Genomic DNA, 13,883 nt, shown 5'->3' on the forward strand with positions numbered 1-13,883 from the left:
GAATGGAAGTGCCAATAAAAAACGCCGCGGAGCAACTGCTCCGCGGCGTTTCTCATCGAGGCTCGATAGAGCGCGCAGCTCAGGCTGCTACCACCGCCCTACGCGGCGACACCACCGACACCGCAAAACTGACGACGATATTCGCCACCAGTGCAATCAACCCGATATACAGCGGATAAACCGCGTCGCCGAGATGCAGCGCGTACACCGGCTTGAGCCCTTGCGAGATCGCGAGGCCCGTGCCGATCACGATCCCCACCAGCCAGCCGGCGAACAGCCCCGGCGTATTCAGGCGACGCGTGTACAGCGTGAACACGATGGCCGGGAAAATCTGCAGAATCCACACGCCGCCGAGCAGTTGCAGGTCGATCGCGTACTGCGTCGGCAGGAACACGATGAACAGCAGCGCGCCGAACTTGACGACCAGCGAAACGATCTTCGCGGTGGACGCCTCGCCTTCAGGCGAAATATTCGGCGACACCAGCGGACGCCACAAATTACGCGTGAACAGATTGGCCGCGCCAATCGACATGATCGCAGCGGGCACCAGCGCGCTAATCGCAATCGCAGCCGCCGCAAAGCCGACGAACCACGACGGGAACAGCGTGCCGAACAGCGCCGGCACCACGTCGGACGCCGATTTCACGTTCACGCCCGCAGCGATCGCCATATAGCCGAGCAACGCGATCAGACCCAGCAGCAACGTGTATGCCGGCAGGAAGATCGCATTCTTGCGAACCGTCTTCGCGGATGCGGACGACAACACCGCCGTCATCGTATGCGGATACATGAACGCCGCGAGCGCCGAACCCAACGCGAGCGAAGCATACGCGGTGAACTGCGTCGGCTTCAGCAGAATGCCGGTCGCGCCGCCCTTCGCCTTGAAGTGCGCATCGGCCATGTCGAACACGTGCGCGTAACCGCCGAGCTTCACCGGAATCAGCCACACCGCCGCGATCACGACGATGTAGATCATGATGTCCTTGACGAACGCGATCATCGCCGGAGCACGCAGGCCGCTCGCATACGTGTACAGCGCGAGAATCACGAACGCGACGATCAGCGGCATTTCGCCGGTCACGCCGAGTCCCTTGATCACCACCTGCATGCCGACCAGTTGCAGCGCGATATACGGCATCGTCGCGACAATGCCTGTCAATGCGACCGCTGCCGGGAACCACTTGCCGCCGTATTCGCCCTGCACATAATCGGCTGCCGTGATGTGGTTTTTCGCATGCGCGACCTTCCACAGTTTCGGCATCACCGCGAACACGAACGGGTAAACGATGATCGTATAAGGCAAAGCGAAGAAGCCGTACGCGCCCACCGAGTAGACCAGCGCGGGCACTGCGATCACCGTATAAGCGGTGTAGAAATCGCCGCCCACCAGGAACCACGAAATGACCGTGCCGAACTGACGGCCGCCCAGACCCCACTCGTGCAATTGCGTCATGTCGCCCCGCTTCCAGCGCGCAGCGAAGAAGCCGATCACGGTGACCAGCACGAAGAACGCGATAAAGACGGTCATCGCGACCGGATTCACAGGATTGATATCGCTCATTTGACACCTCGGTACACGGCGTAAATCAGTAGCGAGGTCAACGGCACCCACAAGAACTGATACCAGTAAAAGAACGGAAAGCCCGCGAACGACGGATACGCGTGGTTATAAAACGGCAACCACAGCAACGCGATATAGGGGAACAGCAGAATGAGCCAGAGCCATGAACGGCTGGCGGAGGGGGAGGTCTCCACGAACTTCTCCTAAGTCTATTATTGACGCCGCGCAGCGTGGCTTGTGGCCCGATACGCGGAAAACCGGTGATCTGATATCAGGTGTAAAACCCGATTCAGGCGTCTCCTGTCATGGCATGAGAATGCCGGACCGGCCCGCTGCGCCATGGCGCATAGGCGACGGCGCCCGCGCTCCAGACGCGCGGTACGCCGCGGCGTTGTAGTATTCGCCTTCGTGAGCGACCTTACAAGCGCGCAACTACGTAAGCCGGCTACGTAATACTACGTAGCCGGCTCGCTGTCTTTCCGACGATGAAACTCAAAGCCAAGATTGTGCTGCTGGCGATCGTGCCCTTTCTGGCGGCCATCGCCAGCATCGAAATGGGCGTGCGCGAGCAGGCCACCGCGCTCGCCGAGCGGCAGCACGCGACGACCCAGGCGGCCTATCTGGCCAGCAAGGAAATCGAACTCAAGCATTACGTCGAACTCGCGACCACGGCGATCGAGCCGCTTTACGACGCCGGCAAGGACAATGCGCGCGACGACGCATTGCTGCGTACCCGCGCGCTCGACGTGCTCGAGAAAATGGATTTCGGCAAGGACGGCTACTTTTTCGTCTACGACATGCATGGCCGTTCGCTGATGCATCCACGCGAGCCGGACCTCGTCGGTCGCGATTTGTGGACGCTGCGCGACAGCCAGGGCGTGCCGACCATCCAGCGGCTGATCGCGGCGGCGTCGAATGGCGGCGGCTATGTGCGCTATCTGTGGCACCGGCCGTCGACCGGCAAGGTTGCGTCGAAACTCGGCTACGTAGTGCCGCTGCCCCGCTGGGGCTGGATGATCGGCACCGGCATTTATCTCGACGACGTCGACACGACGCTCGCGCATATCGACGAAGGCGCGGCGGCCAACATCGACCGTACGATGAAATGGATCGACACGATCGCGGTGGCTGGACTGGCGGTGATCGCGCTGTGCGCGCTCGTGCTGAACGTCACCGAATACCGTAGCGCCGACGCCAAACTGAAGCGCCTCGCGCAGCAGGTAGTCGAGTCGCAGGAAAACGAACGGGCGCGGCTTTCGCGCGAACTGCACGACGGCATCAGCCAGATGATGGTGTCGGTGAAACTGCTGCTCGAATCCGCGCTGGCGCGCTTCGAGCGCAGCGAGTCGCGCGTGCCCGCCGCCGAAGCCGCGCTGTCCACGAGTCTCACGCGTCTTGGCGATACCTTGCGCGAAGTGCGCCGCATTTCGCACGCGCTGCGTCCGTCGATGCTCGACGATCTCGGCGTCGCGGCCGCGCTCGAACAACTCACGCGCGAACTCAGCGACGAGTCCGGCATCGAAATCGGCTTCACGCAGATCGCGCACACGCACGCGGCCATGCTGCCCGATGCGGTCAACACCGTGCTGTTCCGCATCGCCCAGGAAGCGCTGACCAACATCGTGCGGCACGCGCAGGCAACGAGCGCGGCACTGGCGCTCGAAATCTCGCACGACGCCGTCACGCTGACCATCGCCGACAACGGACGCGGTTTCGACGTGACCCACGCTTTTGTCGGCCGGCGCTCGGGCGTCGGTCTTCGCAACATGCGCGAGCGGCTCGAACCGCTCGGCGGCAAGCTGTCGCTGAACTCGCAAGCCGGGCACACGCTCGTCACCGCACGTGTGCCGCTTGGAACGCCGGAACCCGCCGCCCTCGCCGACCCAATCCGATCATGAACGATACTTCCCACGCCACCGCACGCCTGCTTCTCGTCGACGATCATCCGCTCGTGCGCGACGGCTTGCGGGCCCGTCTCGAAGCGGTGCGCAACTTCGAAATCGTCGGCGAAGCGGGCAATGCGCAGGAAGCGCTCGCGCTTGCCGACAGTCAGACGCCCGATCTCGTGCTGATGGACGTCGGTATGACGGGGATGAACGGCATCGCGCTCGCCGGTCTCTTTCATGAGCGTTTTCCCGGCATCCGCGTGCTGATGCTGTCGATGCACGACAACCTCGAATACGTGACGCAGGCGGTTCGCGCCGGAGCGGGCGGATATGTGCTGAAGGATTCGCCCGCGACCGAAATCATTCAGGCCATCGACGCCGTGCTCTCCGGTAAAACTTTCTTCAGCGCCGGCCTGGGCGCGCGTCTGATCCAGGCGTCGGCGACGCAATCGCCAATTGAAAGGCTGACGCCGCGCGAGCGCGATATTCTCGATGCGCTCGCGGAGGGCCTGTCGAGCAAGCAGATTGCGCAGCGCAACGACCTGTCGGTGCGTACCGTGGAGACGCATCGGCTGAATCTGAAGCGCAAGCTCGATATAGAGGGACAGGCGGAGCTGATTAAATTCGCGGTAGAAAACCGGCGAACGAAGCGGTGAGCTAATGCGTTGCGCGTTGCCGCGCCATTTACCTGAAACGTATTAATGCACGCGGCAAATACATTCCTTACGCATATATGCCGCAGTCCGACTATCGTCCTGCCGTCTTATTTTCGTCGTAAAATGCGCGTGCCGCCGCGATGTACCGGCGAATAGCCCTTCATCTGCGATGCACGTCGACCTCATTACCCTTTATCTCCTTGCAATCGGAACGCTTCTAGCCAGTTCCGCCATGACGCTATGGGAGCGCCGCACCCACCCTGCGCGCCGCAAGGAATTAAGCATCCTGTCGGCGGCCTATGCCACGCTGGCAATTGGCTGCGCGGCCGCCGCGTTTCGTCATACGCTGCCTGGCGTGACAGGCGCTGCGTTGAGCAATCTCGTCATTGTTACCGGCTATCTGCTGATCCTCCACGGCGCCGCCGCGCTGAGCGGCCGGCAATATCGAGCCGGGTCGATCGCGTTGGTCGCTCTTCTCGCGCTGACCTGGGCCGTGGCGGGCACGCGCGGCGAAGCGCTGATGTGGGGCTACGTCAGCGCGATTCCGATCGCGATAGCCTGCGGCATGACGGCCCTGGAGTTGTCGCGAAACAACGCGTTGAAGCGATTCCAGTCGCGCCGCATCGCTGCGTGGGTGTCCGGCGGACACGCGCTTTTTTATGCGTTCAGAGCTTTCATCCTGCCCTGGCTCGCCACGCAGTTCGGGCCGAAAATATTTTCTGTCGCCAGCCAGATCACGATGTACGAGGGCGTGTTGTATTCGGTCGTCCTGCCGATGACCCTGCTGAAACTCGTCCGCGAAGAGGCGCATGAGCAGCTATTGCTGGAATCCCAAACCGATTATCTGACTGGCCTCGGCAATCGCCGGCGCTTTTTCGAAGAAGGCACGCGCGTGATCAGCGACGGCGGCGCGGCGCAGTCCGTCTCGCTGCTTGCGTTCGACCTCGACCACTTCAAGACGATCAACGACCGGTACGGCCATGAAACCGGCGACGAGGTCCTGAAGTCGTTCGGGCAGATTGCACGAAGCGTGCTGGGCGCCGACGCGATACTCGCGCGCATCGGCGGAGAAGAGTTTGCCGCGCTGCTGCCGGGGCAAGACAGCCGCCGCGCTAAAGAACTGGGCAGCGCAATCGTCAAGCGGTTTGCTGCGACGGTTTCTCACCGGATCGACGGCGCCGGAATACAGGCCACGGTCAGCATCGGCCTCGCACAATCCGGGAGCGAAGCATTGACGCTCGGCGAACTGCTCGCAGCCGCCGACCAGGCGTTATATCGCGCGAAATCGCTCGGTGGCAACCGGCTGGAATTGGCGCAAACCGCAGCGAAGTCGCATTCGGCGGATAGTGACACGGCACGTCGTCGCGGAACGACGGTTTAAAGACGGCGTGTTCCGTTTTCAGGCTCGACAATAAAAATAAAAACCTGTTGTCGCAAAGTACTCTGCGTCACTCGCCTCATTCACTCCGCTGCACGAAAGTGCCAGAATAGAACTTCGCCTCTCTCCTTTTCGGCTACCCCACTACCGAAAGCAGACCGAAGATGAAACGCCAGATCATTGCGCGATTGGGCTGTCTGCTAATCGGCATCGCCGCTATTCATGCTCATGCGCAACAGCCTCGCAGCAATCGCGGCCACGATCCGTTCTTTCAGATCTCCAAAGCAATCGGCGACTGCCCCACTCCGCTGGGTCCATTCGAAACCGAAAAGGAATGGCTCGACGACAGCCATTACCGGATCGAGCGCGGCAATAGCTGCTGGATAGAAGGCCGCTGCCGTTTATCGAACGCGTATCTGTACGACGCGGAAATCGCCGAAGCCGTGCCACGTCGTCTCGCCAGCATCAATCTCGCCACGCACTGGCGCGAGCAAACGACGCTATGGCTCACGCTGCAACGTCGCTTCATTTACGTGGAAGGCTGCGTGGCACCCGGATTCGACAAACATACGTTCATCACCGAACTCGCCAAAACGGCCGACGTCGAGCGCGTTATCGACAACACGGTGAGCGATCCGCACGCCGCGCAACTCCCCTACAAAATGCTTTCGAACCCGGACAAGCCGGTACTCGATCCAGGCAACTAGAACCGCGCTGCACGCCACAACATCTATATCGACAATCCGGCATAGCAACGCAGAAATCAAACTTTGGACGTACTGTTACCGTTGCTAACATCGGCGACCCGACATCTTCGGTCAGTACAACAATGACAACATATCGATCGCAACACTCAACACTTCGTCTCGGCATCGTCGGCGCAGCCGTCGCCAGCCTCGTCGCCCTCGCTTCGTGCGGCGACGGCAGCATCTCTCCCAGCGCTTCGGCACCGGTCGTCGCACAGAAGCGGCCGAACATCCTGTACATCATGGCCGACGATCTCGGCTATTCCGACATCCACGCATTCGGCGGCGAAATCAATACGCCGAATCTCGATGCACTGGTGCAATCGGGTCGCATTCTGACCAATCACCACACCGGCACCGTCTGCGCGATTACGCGTTCGATGCTGATTTCCGGCACCGATCACCACCTGGTTGGCGAAGGCACGATGGGTGTGCCGACCGATGAACGCAAAGGACTGCCCGGCTACGAGGGATACCTGAACGACCGCGCATTGTCGGTTGCGCAATTGCTGAAGGACGGCGGTTATCACACGTACATGGCCGGCAAATGGCACATCGGCTCGGGCATTGTCGGCAGCGCGACGGGCAGCGGACAGACGCCGGACCAGTGGGGTTTCGAGCATAGCTACGCGCTGCTCGGCGGCGCCGCGACAAATCACTTCGCGCACGAACCCGCCGGTTCGCAGAACTACACCGAAGACGGCAAGTACGTTCAGCCAGGCCAGCCGGGACAACCGGGCGGCACAGGCGGCAGCCCTGCCGTGTTCTATTCGACCGACTTCTATACGCAGCGCCTGATCTCCTATATCGACTCGAATAAGGGCGACGGCAAGCCGTTCTTCGCCTACGCGGCCTACACGTCGCCGCATTGGCCGCTGCAGGTGCCGGAGCCGTATCTGCACAATTACGCGGGTAAATACGACGCCGGTTACGACGCGATCCGCGACGCCCGCATTGCACGGCAAAAAGCGCTCGGCATTATTCCGAACGACTTCGTGCCGTACGGCGGCGCATCGGAAACGCTCGTCGCGACCGCGGCCACCGCGAACAACGGCACGGCGTCGGCGAAATACGTGAGCGCGGTGCACAGCGCCGCGCAGGGCTATACCGACTACGGCCCCGGCTATGTGAACAAGAAGTGGGACAGCCTCTCGCCCGCCGAGAAGAAAGCGCAGGCGCGCTACATGGAAATCTACGCGGGCATGGTCGAGAACCTCGACCACAACATTGGCTTGCTGATTCAGCATCTGAAGGACATCGGCGAATACGACAACACGTTCATCATGTTCCAGTCGGATAACGGCGCGGAAGGCTGGCCGATCGACTCCGGCGCGGACCCGACCGCAACCGATACCGCCAACGCCGCCGACCCGGTCTATTCGACGCTCGGCACCGACAACGGTCTGCAGAATGCAAAGCGTCTGCAATACGGTTTGCGCTGGGCCGAAGTGAGCGCGACACCGTTCCGTCTGACGAAGGGGTATTCGGGTGAAGGCGGTGTGTCCACGCCGTTGATCGTCCACCTGCCGGGGCAGACCACGCAGAAGGCGACCTTGCGCGATTTCACGCATGTGACCGACAACACCGCCACGTTCCTCGCGGTCGCGCAGATTTCGCCGCCTACGCAAGCCGCGCCTGCACTGATCAATACGCTGACCGGCGTCGATCAGAACAAGGGCAAGGTGGTCTACAACAATCGCTACGTGTATCCGATCACGGGTCAGTCGCTGCTGCCGCTGTTGAACGATCAGACCACGAACGCGGTGCATACCGCTTCGTTCGGCGATGAAGCCTACGGCCGCGGTTATCTGCGTAGCGCCGACGGCAAGTGGAAAGCCTTGTGGACAGAGCCGCCGCTCGGTCCCGTGGACGGTCACTGGCAACTGTTCGACATGACCGCCGATCGTGGCGAAACGCAGGACGTGGCGACGCAGAATCCGTCGGTGGTCGACAGCCTCGTGCAGCAGTGGAACAGCTACATGACGAGCGTCGGCGGCGTCGAGCCGCTGCGTCCGCGTGGTTATTACTGAGTAAGCGATGACCGTACGATTCAAGCTTAAAGGCCGCACCGCGCTTTACGGCGCTTACGCGGCAATCGCCACGGTCGCGTTCGCCGCCGCCTTTACCGCCGCGACAGCCGCCTCGGCGGTTTTCAGCGGCGGCAAGGCGAGCGGGTTCGACGATCTGAACCACGGCCGCGCGTTGACCGTCCTCGGCTCCGAACAGCAATGCGGGCGCTACGGCGGCCTGCCCGCGCGCTGGCGCGACGATCCGAAGGCCGGCATGGTGCATCTGCATGGCGGCGACTTCGTATTCGGCAGCAAACTCGGTTACGAAGACGAGCGCCCGGCCGGTGACGGCAAGACGCGCGTCAGCGGCTTCTGGATCGATCAGACCGACGTGACGAACGCGCAATTTTTGGCCTTCGTGAAAGCGACCGGCTATGTCAGCGATTCAGAACGCCAGGGCGGCGCCGTGGTGTTCCACACGCCGACACGCGAGGAAATGAATGCGCGCGATCTGGCGTGGTGGAGTTGGGTGAAGGGCGCCGGGTGGAATCATCCGACCGGACCCGGCAGCAATCTCGACGGCATCATGAACCAGCCGGTGACGATGGTCACGCAAGCCGACGCACTCGCTTACGCGCGCTGGCTCGGCCGCGATCTGCCGACGGAAGCCGAGTGGGAATACGCGGGCAAGGCCGGTCACGAAGGCGCGGATCTCGACACCGCGCCGCGCGACGAACACGGCAAACCGAGTGCGAATTACTGGCAAGGCGTGTTTCCTGTGCTGAACACGAAAGAAGACGGACATGTGGGCCTGTCGCCGGTCGGCTGCTATGCGGCCAACGACTTCAAGCTCTACGACATGATCGGCGACGCGTGGGAGTGGACGAGAGATGTCTATAGCGGTCCGCATCAATCGCATACGAATGGCGACACTGCCGCCGTCGCGCCGCTCAGCCGCAAACACGATACGCTGATGGTGATCAAGGGCGGCTCGTTCCTCTGCTCGCAGGACTATTGCGTGCGCTATCGCGCGGCGTCGCGTGAACAGCAGGAAGCGGATCTGCCGGCGTCGCATATCGGCTTTCGCACCGTGTTGAGGGATGCATCATGAAGCCACGTTTAATCGCGGCCGCAGTGGCCTTGATGACTTTTGCGGCGCTTCACCCGCCAGCGCAAGCTGCCAATGAAGCGCAGGTCATCAAGGTCGGCGTCACGCCCGGCGCGCATGCGCAGATCATGGACGAGGTACGCCGTGTCGCGGCGACTCGCGGACTCGCACTCGATGTCGTCGTGTTCGATCAACCCGGCGCCATCGACGCCGCCCTCGCTGCGAAGCAGATCGACGCAGCGAGCTTCGAAGATGAACCGAGCCTTGAAACGCAGCGCAAACAGCACGACTATGCGTTGAGCGGCGTCGCGACGACCGTGACGTTTCCGGTCGCGCTGTACTCGCGCAAACTGGCGAACATCAACCAGTTGCAACGCGGCGCGACCATCGCGATTCCCGACGACCGTGAAGGCGTCGCACGCGCGTTGATCCTGCTGCAGAACTACACGCTCATCACGTTCAGGGACAGTGCAGGCCTCCACGCGACAACTCACGACATTACGAGTAACAGGCTGAATCTGAAGATACGTCAGGTGCCGCGCGCGCGTTTGTTCGACTCGTTGAATAGCGTGGCCTTCGCGGTAATCGATAGCGACGACGCCGCGCGTGCAGGCCTCTATCCGGCGCGCGACAGCATCGGTCTCGAAGACGCACGTTCGCCGTATGCGAACGTGCTCGCCGTGCGCGACAGCGACCGCACTCAGCCCTGGGTTTCGCAACTGGTATCGGCGTATCACTCGGACGATGTCGCGCACTTCATCCTCACCCGCTATCAGGATTCGGTGCGCCGGCCATGGTGAACGCGTTTTCGTTCGCGTGCTCGGCATGCGGCAAATGCTGCAATACGCCGCCGTCGATGACATTGGCGGAACTGTTCCGGCATCGCGATCTGTTCATCGGCTGTCTCGCGATTGGACGTGTGCCGCGCAAACGTGAAGGCGAACGACTGCGCGTGGGCAGTCACGAAAGTATGCTCGACGCGACCGACATCGCGGCGTTCGACTCGATCGCAGACACACTGTTGCATCGTGCAGGCGACACCTTCAGCATCACGGCGCAGGGCTACGACTACCCTTCTGTCGCACGTTGCCCAGCACTGGAAGACGACGGCCGCTGCGCGATTCATTTCAGCGGCAAGCCGGTGACGTGCGAGGTGGTTCCGCTCGATCCGCTCGTGCCGGACCGGTTGCAGCATCTTGTATTGGCGGCACGTAATCAGGGCAGCGCGTATTTCGGCGCGAATTGCATTCAGGAAGGCGAGCATGCCGACGCTGCATTGCTGGTTGCCGACGGCGATATCGTCGATACCGGCGCCAAGGACGCACTAACGCGTCGCCGCAGCGCACTCGCACAAGAGCGCGACGTGTGGGGTCGGGCCGTCTTCGAATCACTGCGTAAAGATCTGTTCAATTCGCCTGCTGCATTGGCGCGCATTCCAGCGGGCGGATTTCTGACTATCTCCATCGTGCCCGCGCTACTCGCGGTGGCGAGTACTTCCGAGCGTTGCCGCCAATTGAGTATCGACTATATCGACAGTCAGATCGCGTTGATCGGCCGCTGTGTCGAGCAGGCACTATCGCGACGCCGCCTGGACGACCGGCCCGTCACGCAGGAACTGCGCGGCTTCGTGAGCGCCTATCAGCGGGCGAAAGCCTTACTCGCGGTTCCTTTGCCGGCGGACTATCAGCGCAGCGATGCGCCGCTGGCTGCCAAGGTCGAAACGTATCTGAGCGGCGCGGCGATTTAATCCACCGCGCTCAATCGTTCGCTATTCTCCCGGACGGTCTTTTCGATCAGTACGTCGGCATCGCGGGACACGTTGTCGTGAACACGTGTCGCCTGCGTGGCCGCGGGCGTATCGTTACCGATCAGATGACCGCCGCGCTCGTGCGTGTCCACGGAGACCTGCATCGACAAGCCCAGTCGCAACGGATGAGCGGCAAGCTCGGCAGGATCGAGCGAGATCACTATGGGTACGCGCTGCACGACCTTGATCCAGTTGCCCGCTGCGTTCTGTGAAGGCAACATCGAAAAAGCGCTACCTGTACCCGCTGAAAAGCCTTCGACGCGTCCGCGATAAACGACCTGCGAGCCATACACATCCGACACGATACGCACCGGCTGACCCACCCGCATGCTGCGAATCTGCCCTTCCTTGAAATTCGCCTCGACCCACAGGCGTTCAAGCGGAATGATCGACATGAGAGCAAGCCCCGGTCCAACCTGCTGGCCGATCTGTACCGAACGCTGGCCTACCGTGCCGTCGATTGGCGACACCACGGTCGTGCGTTGCAGGTTACGGTAAGCCAGCCGCAATTGCGCCGCCGCCTGCAACACCGGCGGTGCCGAGGCGATCGGAAACTTGCCGCCCAACGCGCGTGCCGCGTCGAGTTGAACCTGCGCAGACGCGAGATTCGCCTGCGCGACAGCCACCGCTTCCTTCGCACGCGCGAGTTCTTCCGGCGATACGACTTCCACCGACGCATGATCTCGCGCCGCCAGCGCACGCTGAGCCAATGCCAGCTCGGCACGTCGCGCGTCGATTGATTGCACGTAGAGTTTGCGAGAAATCGTCGCGTTCGCAACCTGACGCACGGCCAGCGTGAGTTGCGCGCGAGCCTGCGCGAACGCGGCGGCCGCTTCGGCGTCGTCGAGCTTGACGAGCGGTTGGCCGGCTCGCACCTGGCGGGTGTTATCCACCAGAATATCGGTGACCGTACCCGGTATTTGCGCGGCGATCTGCACGATGTTGCCCGCCACGTACGCGTCGTCGGTCTCCTCGAAGAAGCGCGCACTCAATCCCCAGTACGTGAACCACGCCGCGCCTGCGAACAGCACCACGCCAAAGAAAATGGCGAAGCGGCGGCGCCGCACGATTCGCTTCGAATCGTGCGCACTGTTGCGATCATTGGGATCGTTCGGATTGCCCGTATTGCTCGCCAGCCCGGAATGTTCCTGCGTCCAGCCGGCGGCATGCTGTGCCTGTTTGTCGTTATGCATTCAGTCGAAGTGCGTATCCATGATGCGTGCGTGGGAGAAAGCGGCCGATTGCGAATGAACAATCGGCGCGCCGCTGACCTTGCTTTCATCGAATCCACCGCCGAGTGCGCCGACCAGCGCCACCTGCAACAACATGCGCCGGCCTTGCAGATCGGCTTGTTGCGCGCGCTCATCGAGTAACGAAAGATCGGCGAGCGTCACATCCTTCTGCATGCCGATTCCGCGACGATGCCGCTCCTCGGCAATCGCGACGATGCGCGACGCCGATTGCACCGCGCGGCTCTGTTCGTCCGCGAGCCGGTCGACGGTACGCAGTGACGTCAGTTGACGCGCGACCTCGCCGAGCGCTTCATCGACGGTCTTGTTGTAAAGGCTCACAGCCGCGTCGACATTCGCGTAATCGCCGCCCAGTTGCGCGCGCAAGCGGGTTCTGTCGAACACCGGCAGCGAAATTGCCGGGCCGACCGAGCCGGTCAATGCCGCGCGCGAGAACAACGCGGCAGGTGTCAACGCGGTCAAACCGGCAAACGCGACGAGATTTACGTCGGGATAAAACTGCGCGCGCGTGGCGTCGGTATTCGCGAGCGCGGCTTCCGCGCGCAAACGCGCGGCGACGATATCGGGGCGCCGCCCAAGCAGATCGACCGGCAATTGCGCGGGCATGGGCGCATCGGCAGCCGCCGACAATTGCGGACGATGCAACGCCAAGCCGCGCTCCGGTCCGCGTCCGGTCATTACGCCAATCTGCAACTCGGTCAGCTTGATGCGCTCGTCGTTGAGCGCCTGTTGCGACGCGAGACGGCTGCGTTTGAGATCGGCGTCGGCTGAGTCATACGCATTGTCGATACCGCGCGCACCCCGCTCACGCAGCACGGCATCGACACGATCCGCCGCCTGCTGTTTCTCCAGCAGAATGTCCTGCATCGTGAAGGCGCGGTCGAGTTCGCAGTACAACGTGACCAGCGCAACCGTCAGCGTGAGACGCGCCTGTTCCGCGTCGATACGCGCGGCGTCGCGCGTGGACAACAGACTGCGGGTCAATGCCGCATTCTTGCCCCACAGGTCGAGTTGATAACTCAAACCTGCAATCAACGCAGCAGGCGACACCACCGGATCGTTGAACAACTGCACCGGAATCTGCTGACCGCCGACAGAGACATTCGCTACGTCGTCGGGTTGAGGAAGACGTGCCTTGCTCACCGATGCGACCGCCGTGCCGGTCAGTCCGGTCAGCGAAGAAAATTGCTCCAGTTGCGACTGTGCAGCACCGACACGCGCCTTTGCGATCTGCAAGTCGGGGTTCTGCTGCAACGCTTCGGCCACCAGTTTGTCGAGTTGCGGATCGCGGTAGCGCTTCACCCAGTCGGGTGCGGGCCATGCGCCGTTCGCATCCGGCCCGATGGTTTGCGCGAGCGTATCCACAGCAGGCCTGATCGGATCGACACTCGCGTGCAGACCTGCATCGCTGATGCAACCGCTCAATGCAGCGGCCACCAGTAGTAACGGCACCATGCGCCAGGCGACTAATAGTTTCATACG

Annotated in this window: 12 protein-coding genes; 8 read left to right on the top strand and 4 right to left on the bottom strand. The window is 62.1% G+C overall.

What is annotated here, in order from left to right; all coding sequences use genetic code 11:
• Positions 1-79 precede the first annotated feature (79 nt).
• Together mctP and ABH945_RS17675 are read right to left on the bottom strand one after the other, a co-directional pair.
• On the bottom strand, positions 80-1,561 hold the full coding sequence (gene mctP / locus ABH945_RS17670; protein WP_074769823.1) for a monocarboxylate uptake permease MctP: 1,482 nt from the start codon (positions 1,559-1,561) through the stop codon (positions 80-82).
• Positions 1,558-1,755: a DUF3311 domain-containing protein gene (locus ABH945_RS17675; RefSeq protein ID WP_074769825.1), complete on the bottom strand. Its 198-nt coding sequence runs from the start codon at positions 1,753-1,755 to the stop codon at positions 1,558-1,560. Before ABH945_RS17675 ends, mctP begins: the two co-directional genes overlap by 4 nt.
• A gap of 291 nt (positions 1,756-2,046) precedes the next feature.
• On the opposite strand from ABH945_RS17675, the gene ABH945_RS17680 reads away from it, so the two are divergent.
• From ABH945_RS17680 to ABH945_RS17715, 8 genes are all read left to right on the top strand, one after another.
• The gene (locus ABH945_RS17680; RefSeq protein WP_429251353.1) at positions 2,047-3,459 is read left to right on the top strand and encodes a cache domain-containing protein; all 1,413 of its coding nucleotides are present in this window, start codon (positions 2,047-2,049) and stop codon (positions 3,457-3,459) included.
• Entirely contained in the window at positions 3,456-4,103 is a 648-nt protein-coding gene (locus ABH945_RS17685; protein WP_429251354.1) for a response regulator, read from the top strand. Before ABH945_RS17680 ends, ABH945_RS17685 begins: the two co-directional genes overlap by 4 nt.
• Positions 4,104-4,272: 169 nt before the next feature.
• On the top strand, positions 4,273-5,484 hold the full coding sequence (locus tag ABH945_RS17690; protein ID WP_429251355.1) for a diguanylate cyclase domain-containing protein: 1,212 nt from the start codon (positions 4,273-4,275) through the stop codon (positions 5,482-5,484).
• A 161-nt stretch (positions 5,485-5,645) separates the two neighbouring features.
• The gene (locus ABH945_RS17695) at positions 5,646-6,188 is read left to right on the top strand and encodes a hypothetical protein (RefSeq protein ID WP_429251356.1); all 543 of its coding nucleotides are present in this window, start codon (positions 5,646-5,648) and stop codon (positions 6,186-6,188) included.
• Positions 6,189-6,310: 122 nt separating this feature from the next.
• On the top strand, positions 6,311-8,257 hold the full coding sequence (locus ABH945_RS17700; protein ID WP_429251357.1) for an arylsulfatase: 1,947 nt from the start codon (positions 6,311-6,313) through the stop codon (positions 8,255-8,257).
• Between the two features lie 7 nt (positions 8,258-8,264).
• Positions 8,265-9,347, top strand: coding sequence for a formylglycine-generating enzyme family protein (locus ABH945_RS17705; protein WP_429251358.1), 1,083 nt, complete (start codon positions 8,265-8,267; stop codon positions 9,345-9,347).
• A complete protein-coding gene (locus tag ABH945_RS17710; RefSeq protein ID WP_429251359.1) occupies positions 9,344-10,144 on the top strand; it encodes a MetQ/NlpA family lipoprotein in 801 nt (266 codons plus the stop codon). Before ABH945_RS17705 ends, ABH945_RS17710 begins: the two co-directional genes overlap by 4 nt.
• Positions 10,138-11,091 (top strand): hypothetical protein, encoded by a 954-nt coding sequence (locus ABH945_RS17715; RefSeq protein ID WP_429251360.1) that lies wholly within the window; start codon positions 10,138-10,140, stop codon positions 11,089-11,091. The genes ABH945_RS17710 and ABH945_RS17715 overlap by 7 nt, the downstream gene beginning before the upstream one ends.
• On the opposite strand, the gene ABH945_RS17720 is transcribed toward ABH945_RS17715, so the two are convergent.
• Positions 11,088-12,344 carry an HlyD family efflux transporter periplasmic adaptor subunit gene (locus tag ABH945_RS17720; protein ID WP_429251361.1) on the bottom strand — a complete coding sequence of 419 codons (1,257 nt, stop codon included), beginning with the start codon at positions 12,342-12,344 and terminating at the stop codon, positions 11,088-11,090. The genes ABH945_RS17715 and ABH945_RS17720 overlap by 4 nt on opposite strands.
• Entirely contained in the window at positions 12,345-13,880 is a 1,536-nt protein-coding gene (locus tag ABH945_RS17725; protein WP_429251362.1) for an efflux transporter outer membrane subunit, read from the bottom strand.
• Positions 13,881-13,883: the final 3 nt, after the last annotated feature.

It is taken from the genome of Paraburkholderia sp. GAS333, from assembly GCF_050435665.1.
GTDB classification, from domain to species: domain Bacteria; phylum Pseudomonadota; class Gammaproteobacteria; order Burkholderiales; family Burkholderiaceae; genus Paraburkholderia; species Paraburkholderia fungorum_A.

Bases quoted from the DNA above. Each gene is read 5' to 3' on its own strand.
- mctP (WP_074769823.1), bottom strand. From the start codon at position 1,561: ATGAGCGATATCAATCCTGTGAATCCGGTCGCGATGACCGTCTTTATC.
- ABH945_RS17680 (WP_429251353.1), top strand. From the start codon at position 2,047: ATGAAACTCAAAGCCAAGATTGTGCTGCTGGCGATCGTGCCCTTTCTG.
- ABH945_RS17685 (WP_429251354.1), top strand. From the start codon at position 3,456: ATGAACGATACTTCCCACGCCACCGCACGCCTGCTTCTCGTCGACGAT.
- ABH945_RS17690 (WP_429251355.1), top strand. From the start codon at position 4,273: ATGCACGTCGACCTCATTACCCTTTATCTCCTTGCAATCGGAACGCTT.
- ABH945_RS17695 (WP_429251356.1), top strand. From the start codon at position 5,646: ATGAAACGCCAGATCATTGCGCGATTGGGCTGTCTGCTAATCGGCATC.
- ABH945_RS17700 (WP_429251357.1), top strand. From the start codon at position 6,311: ATGACAACATATCGATCGCAACACTCAACACTTCGTCTCGGCATCGTC.
- ABH945_RS17705 (WP_429251358.1), top strand. From the start codon at position 8,265: ATGACCGTACGATTCAAGCTTAAAGGCCGCACCGCGCTTTACGGCGCT.
- ABH945_RS17710 (WP_429251359.1), top strand. From the start codon at position 9,344: ATGAAGCCACGTTTAATCGCGGCCGCAGTGGCCTTGATGACTTTTGCG.
- ABH945_RS17715 (WP_429251360.1), top strand. From the start codon at position 10,138: ATGGTGAACGCGTTTTCGTTCGCGTGCTCGGCATGCGGCAAATGCTGC.
- ABH945_RS17720 (WP_429251361.1), bottom strand. From the start codon at position 12,344: ATGCATAACGACAAACAGGCACAGCATGCCGCCGGCTGGACGCAGGAA.
- ABH945_RS17725 (WP_429251362.1), bottom strand. From the start codon at position 13,880: ATGAAACTATTAGTCGCCTGGCGCATGGTGCCGTTACTACTGGTGGCC.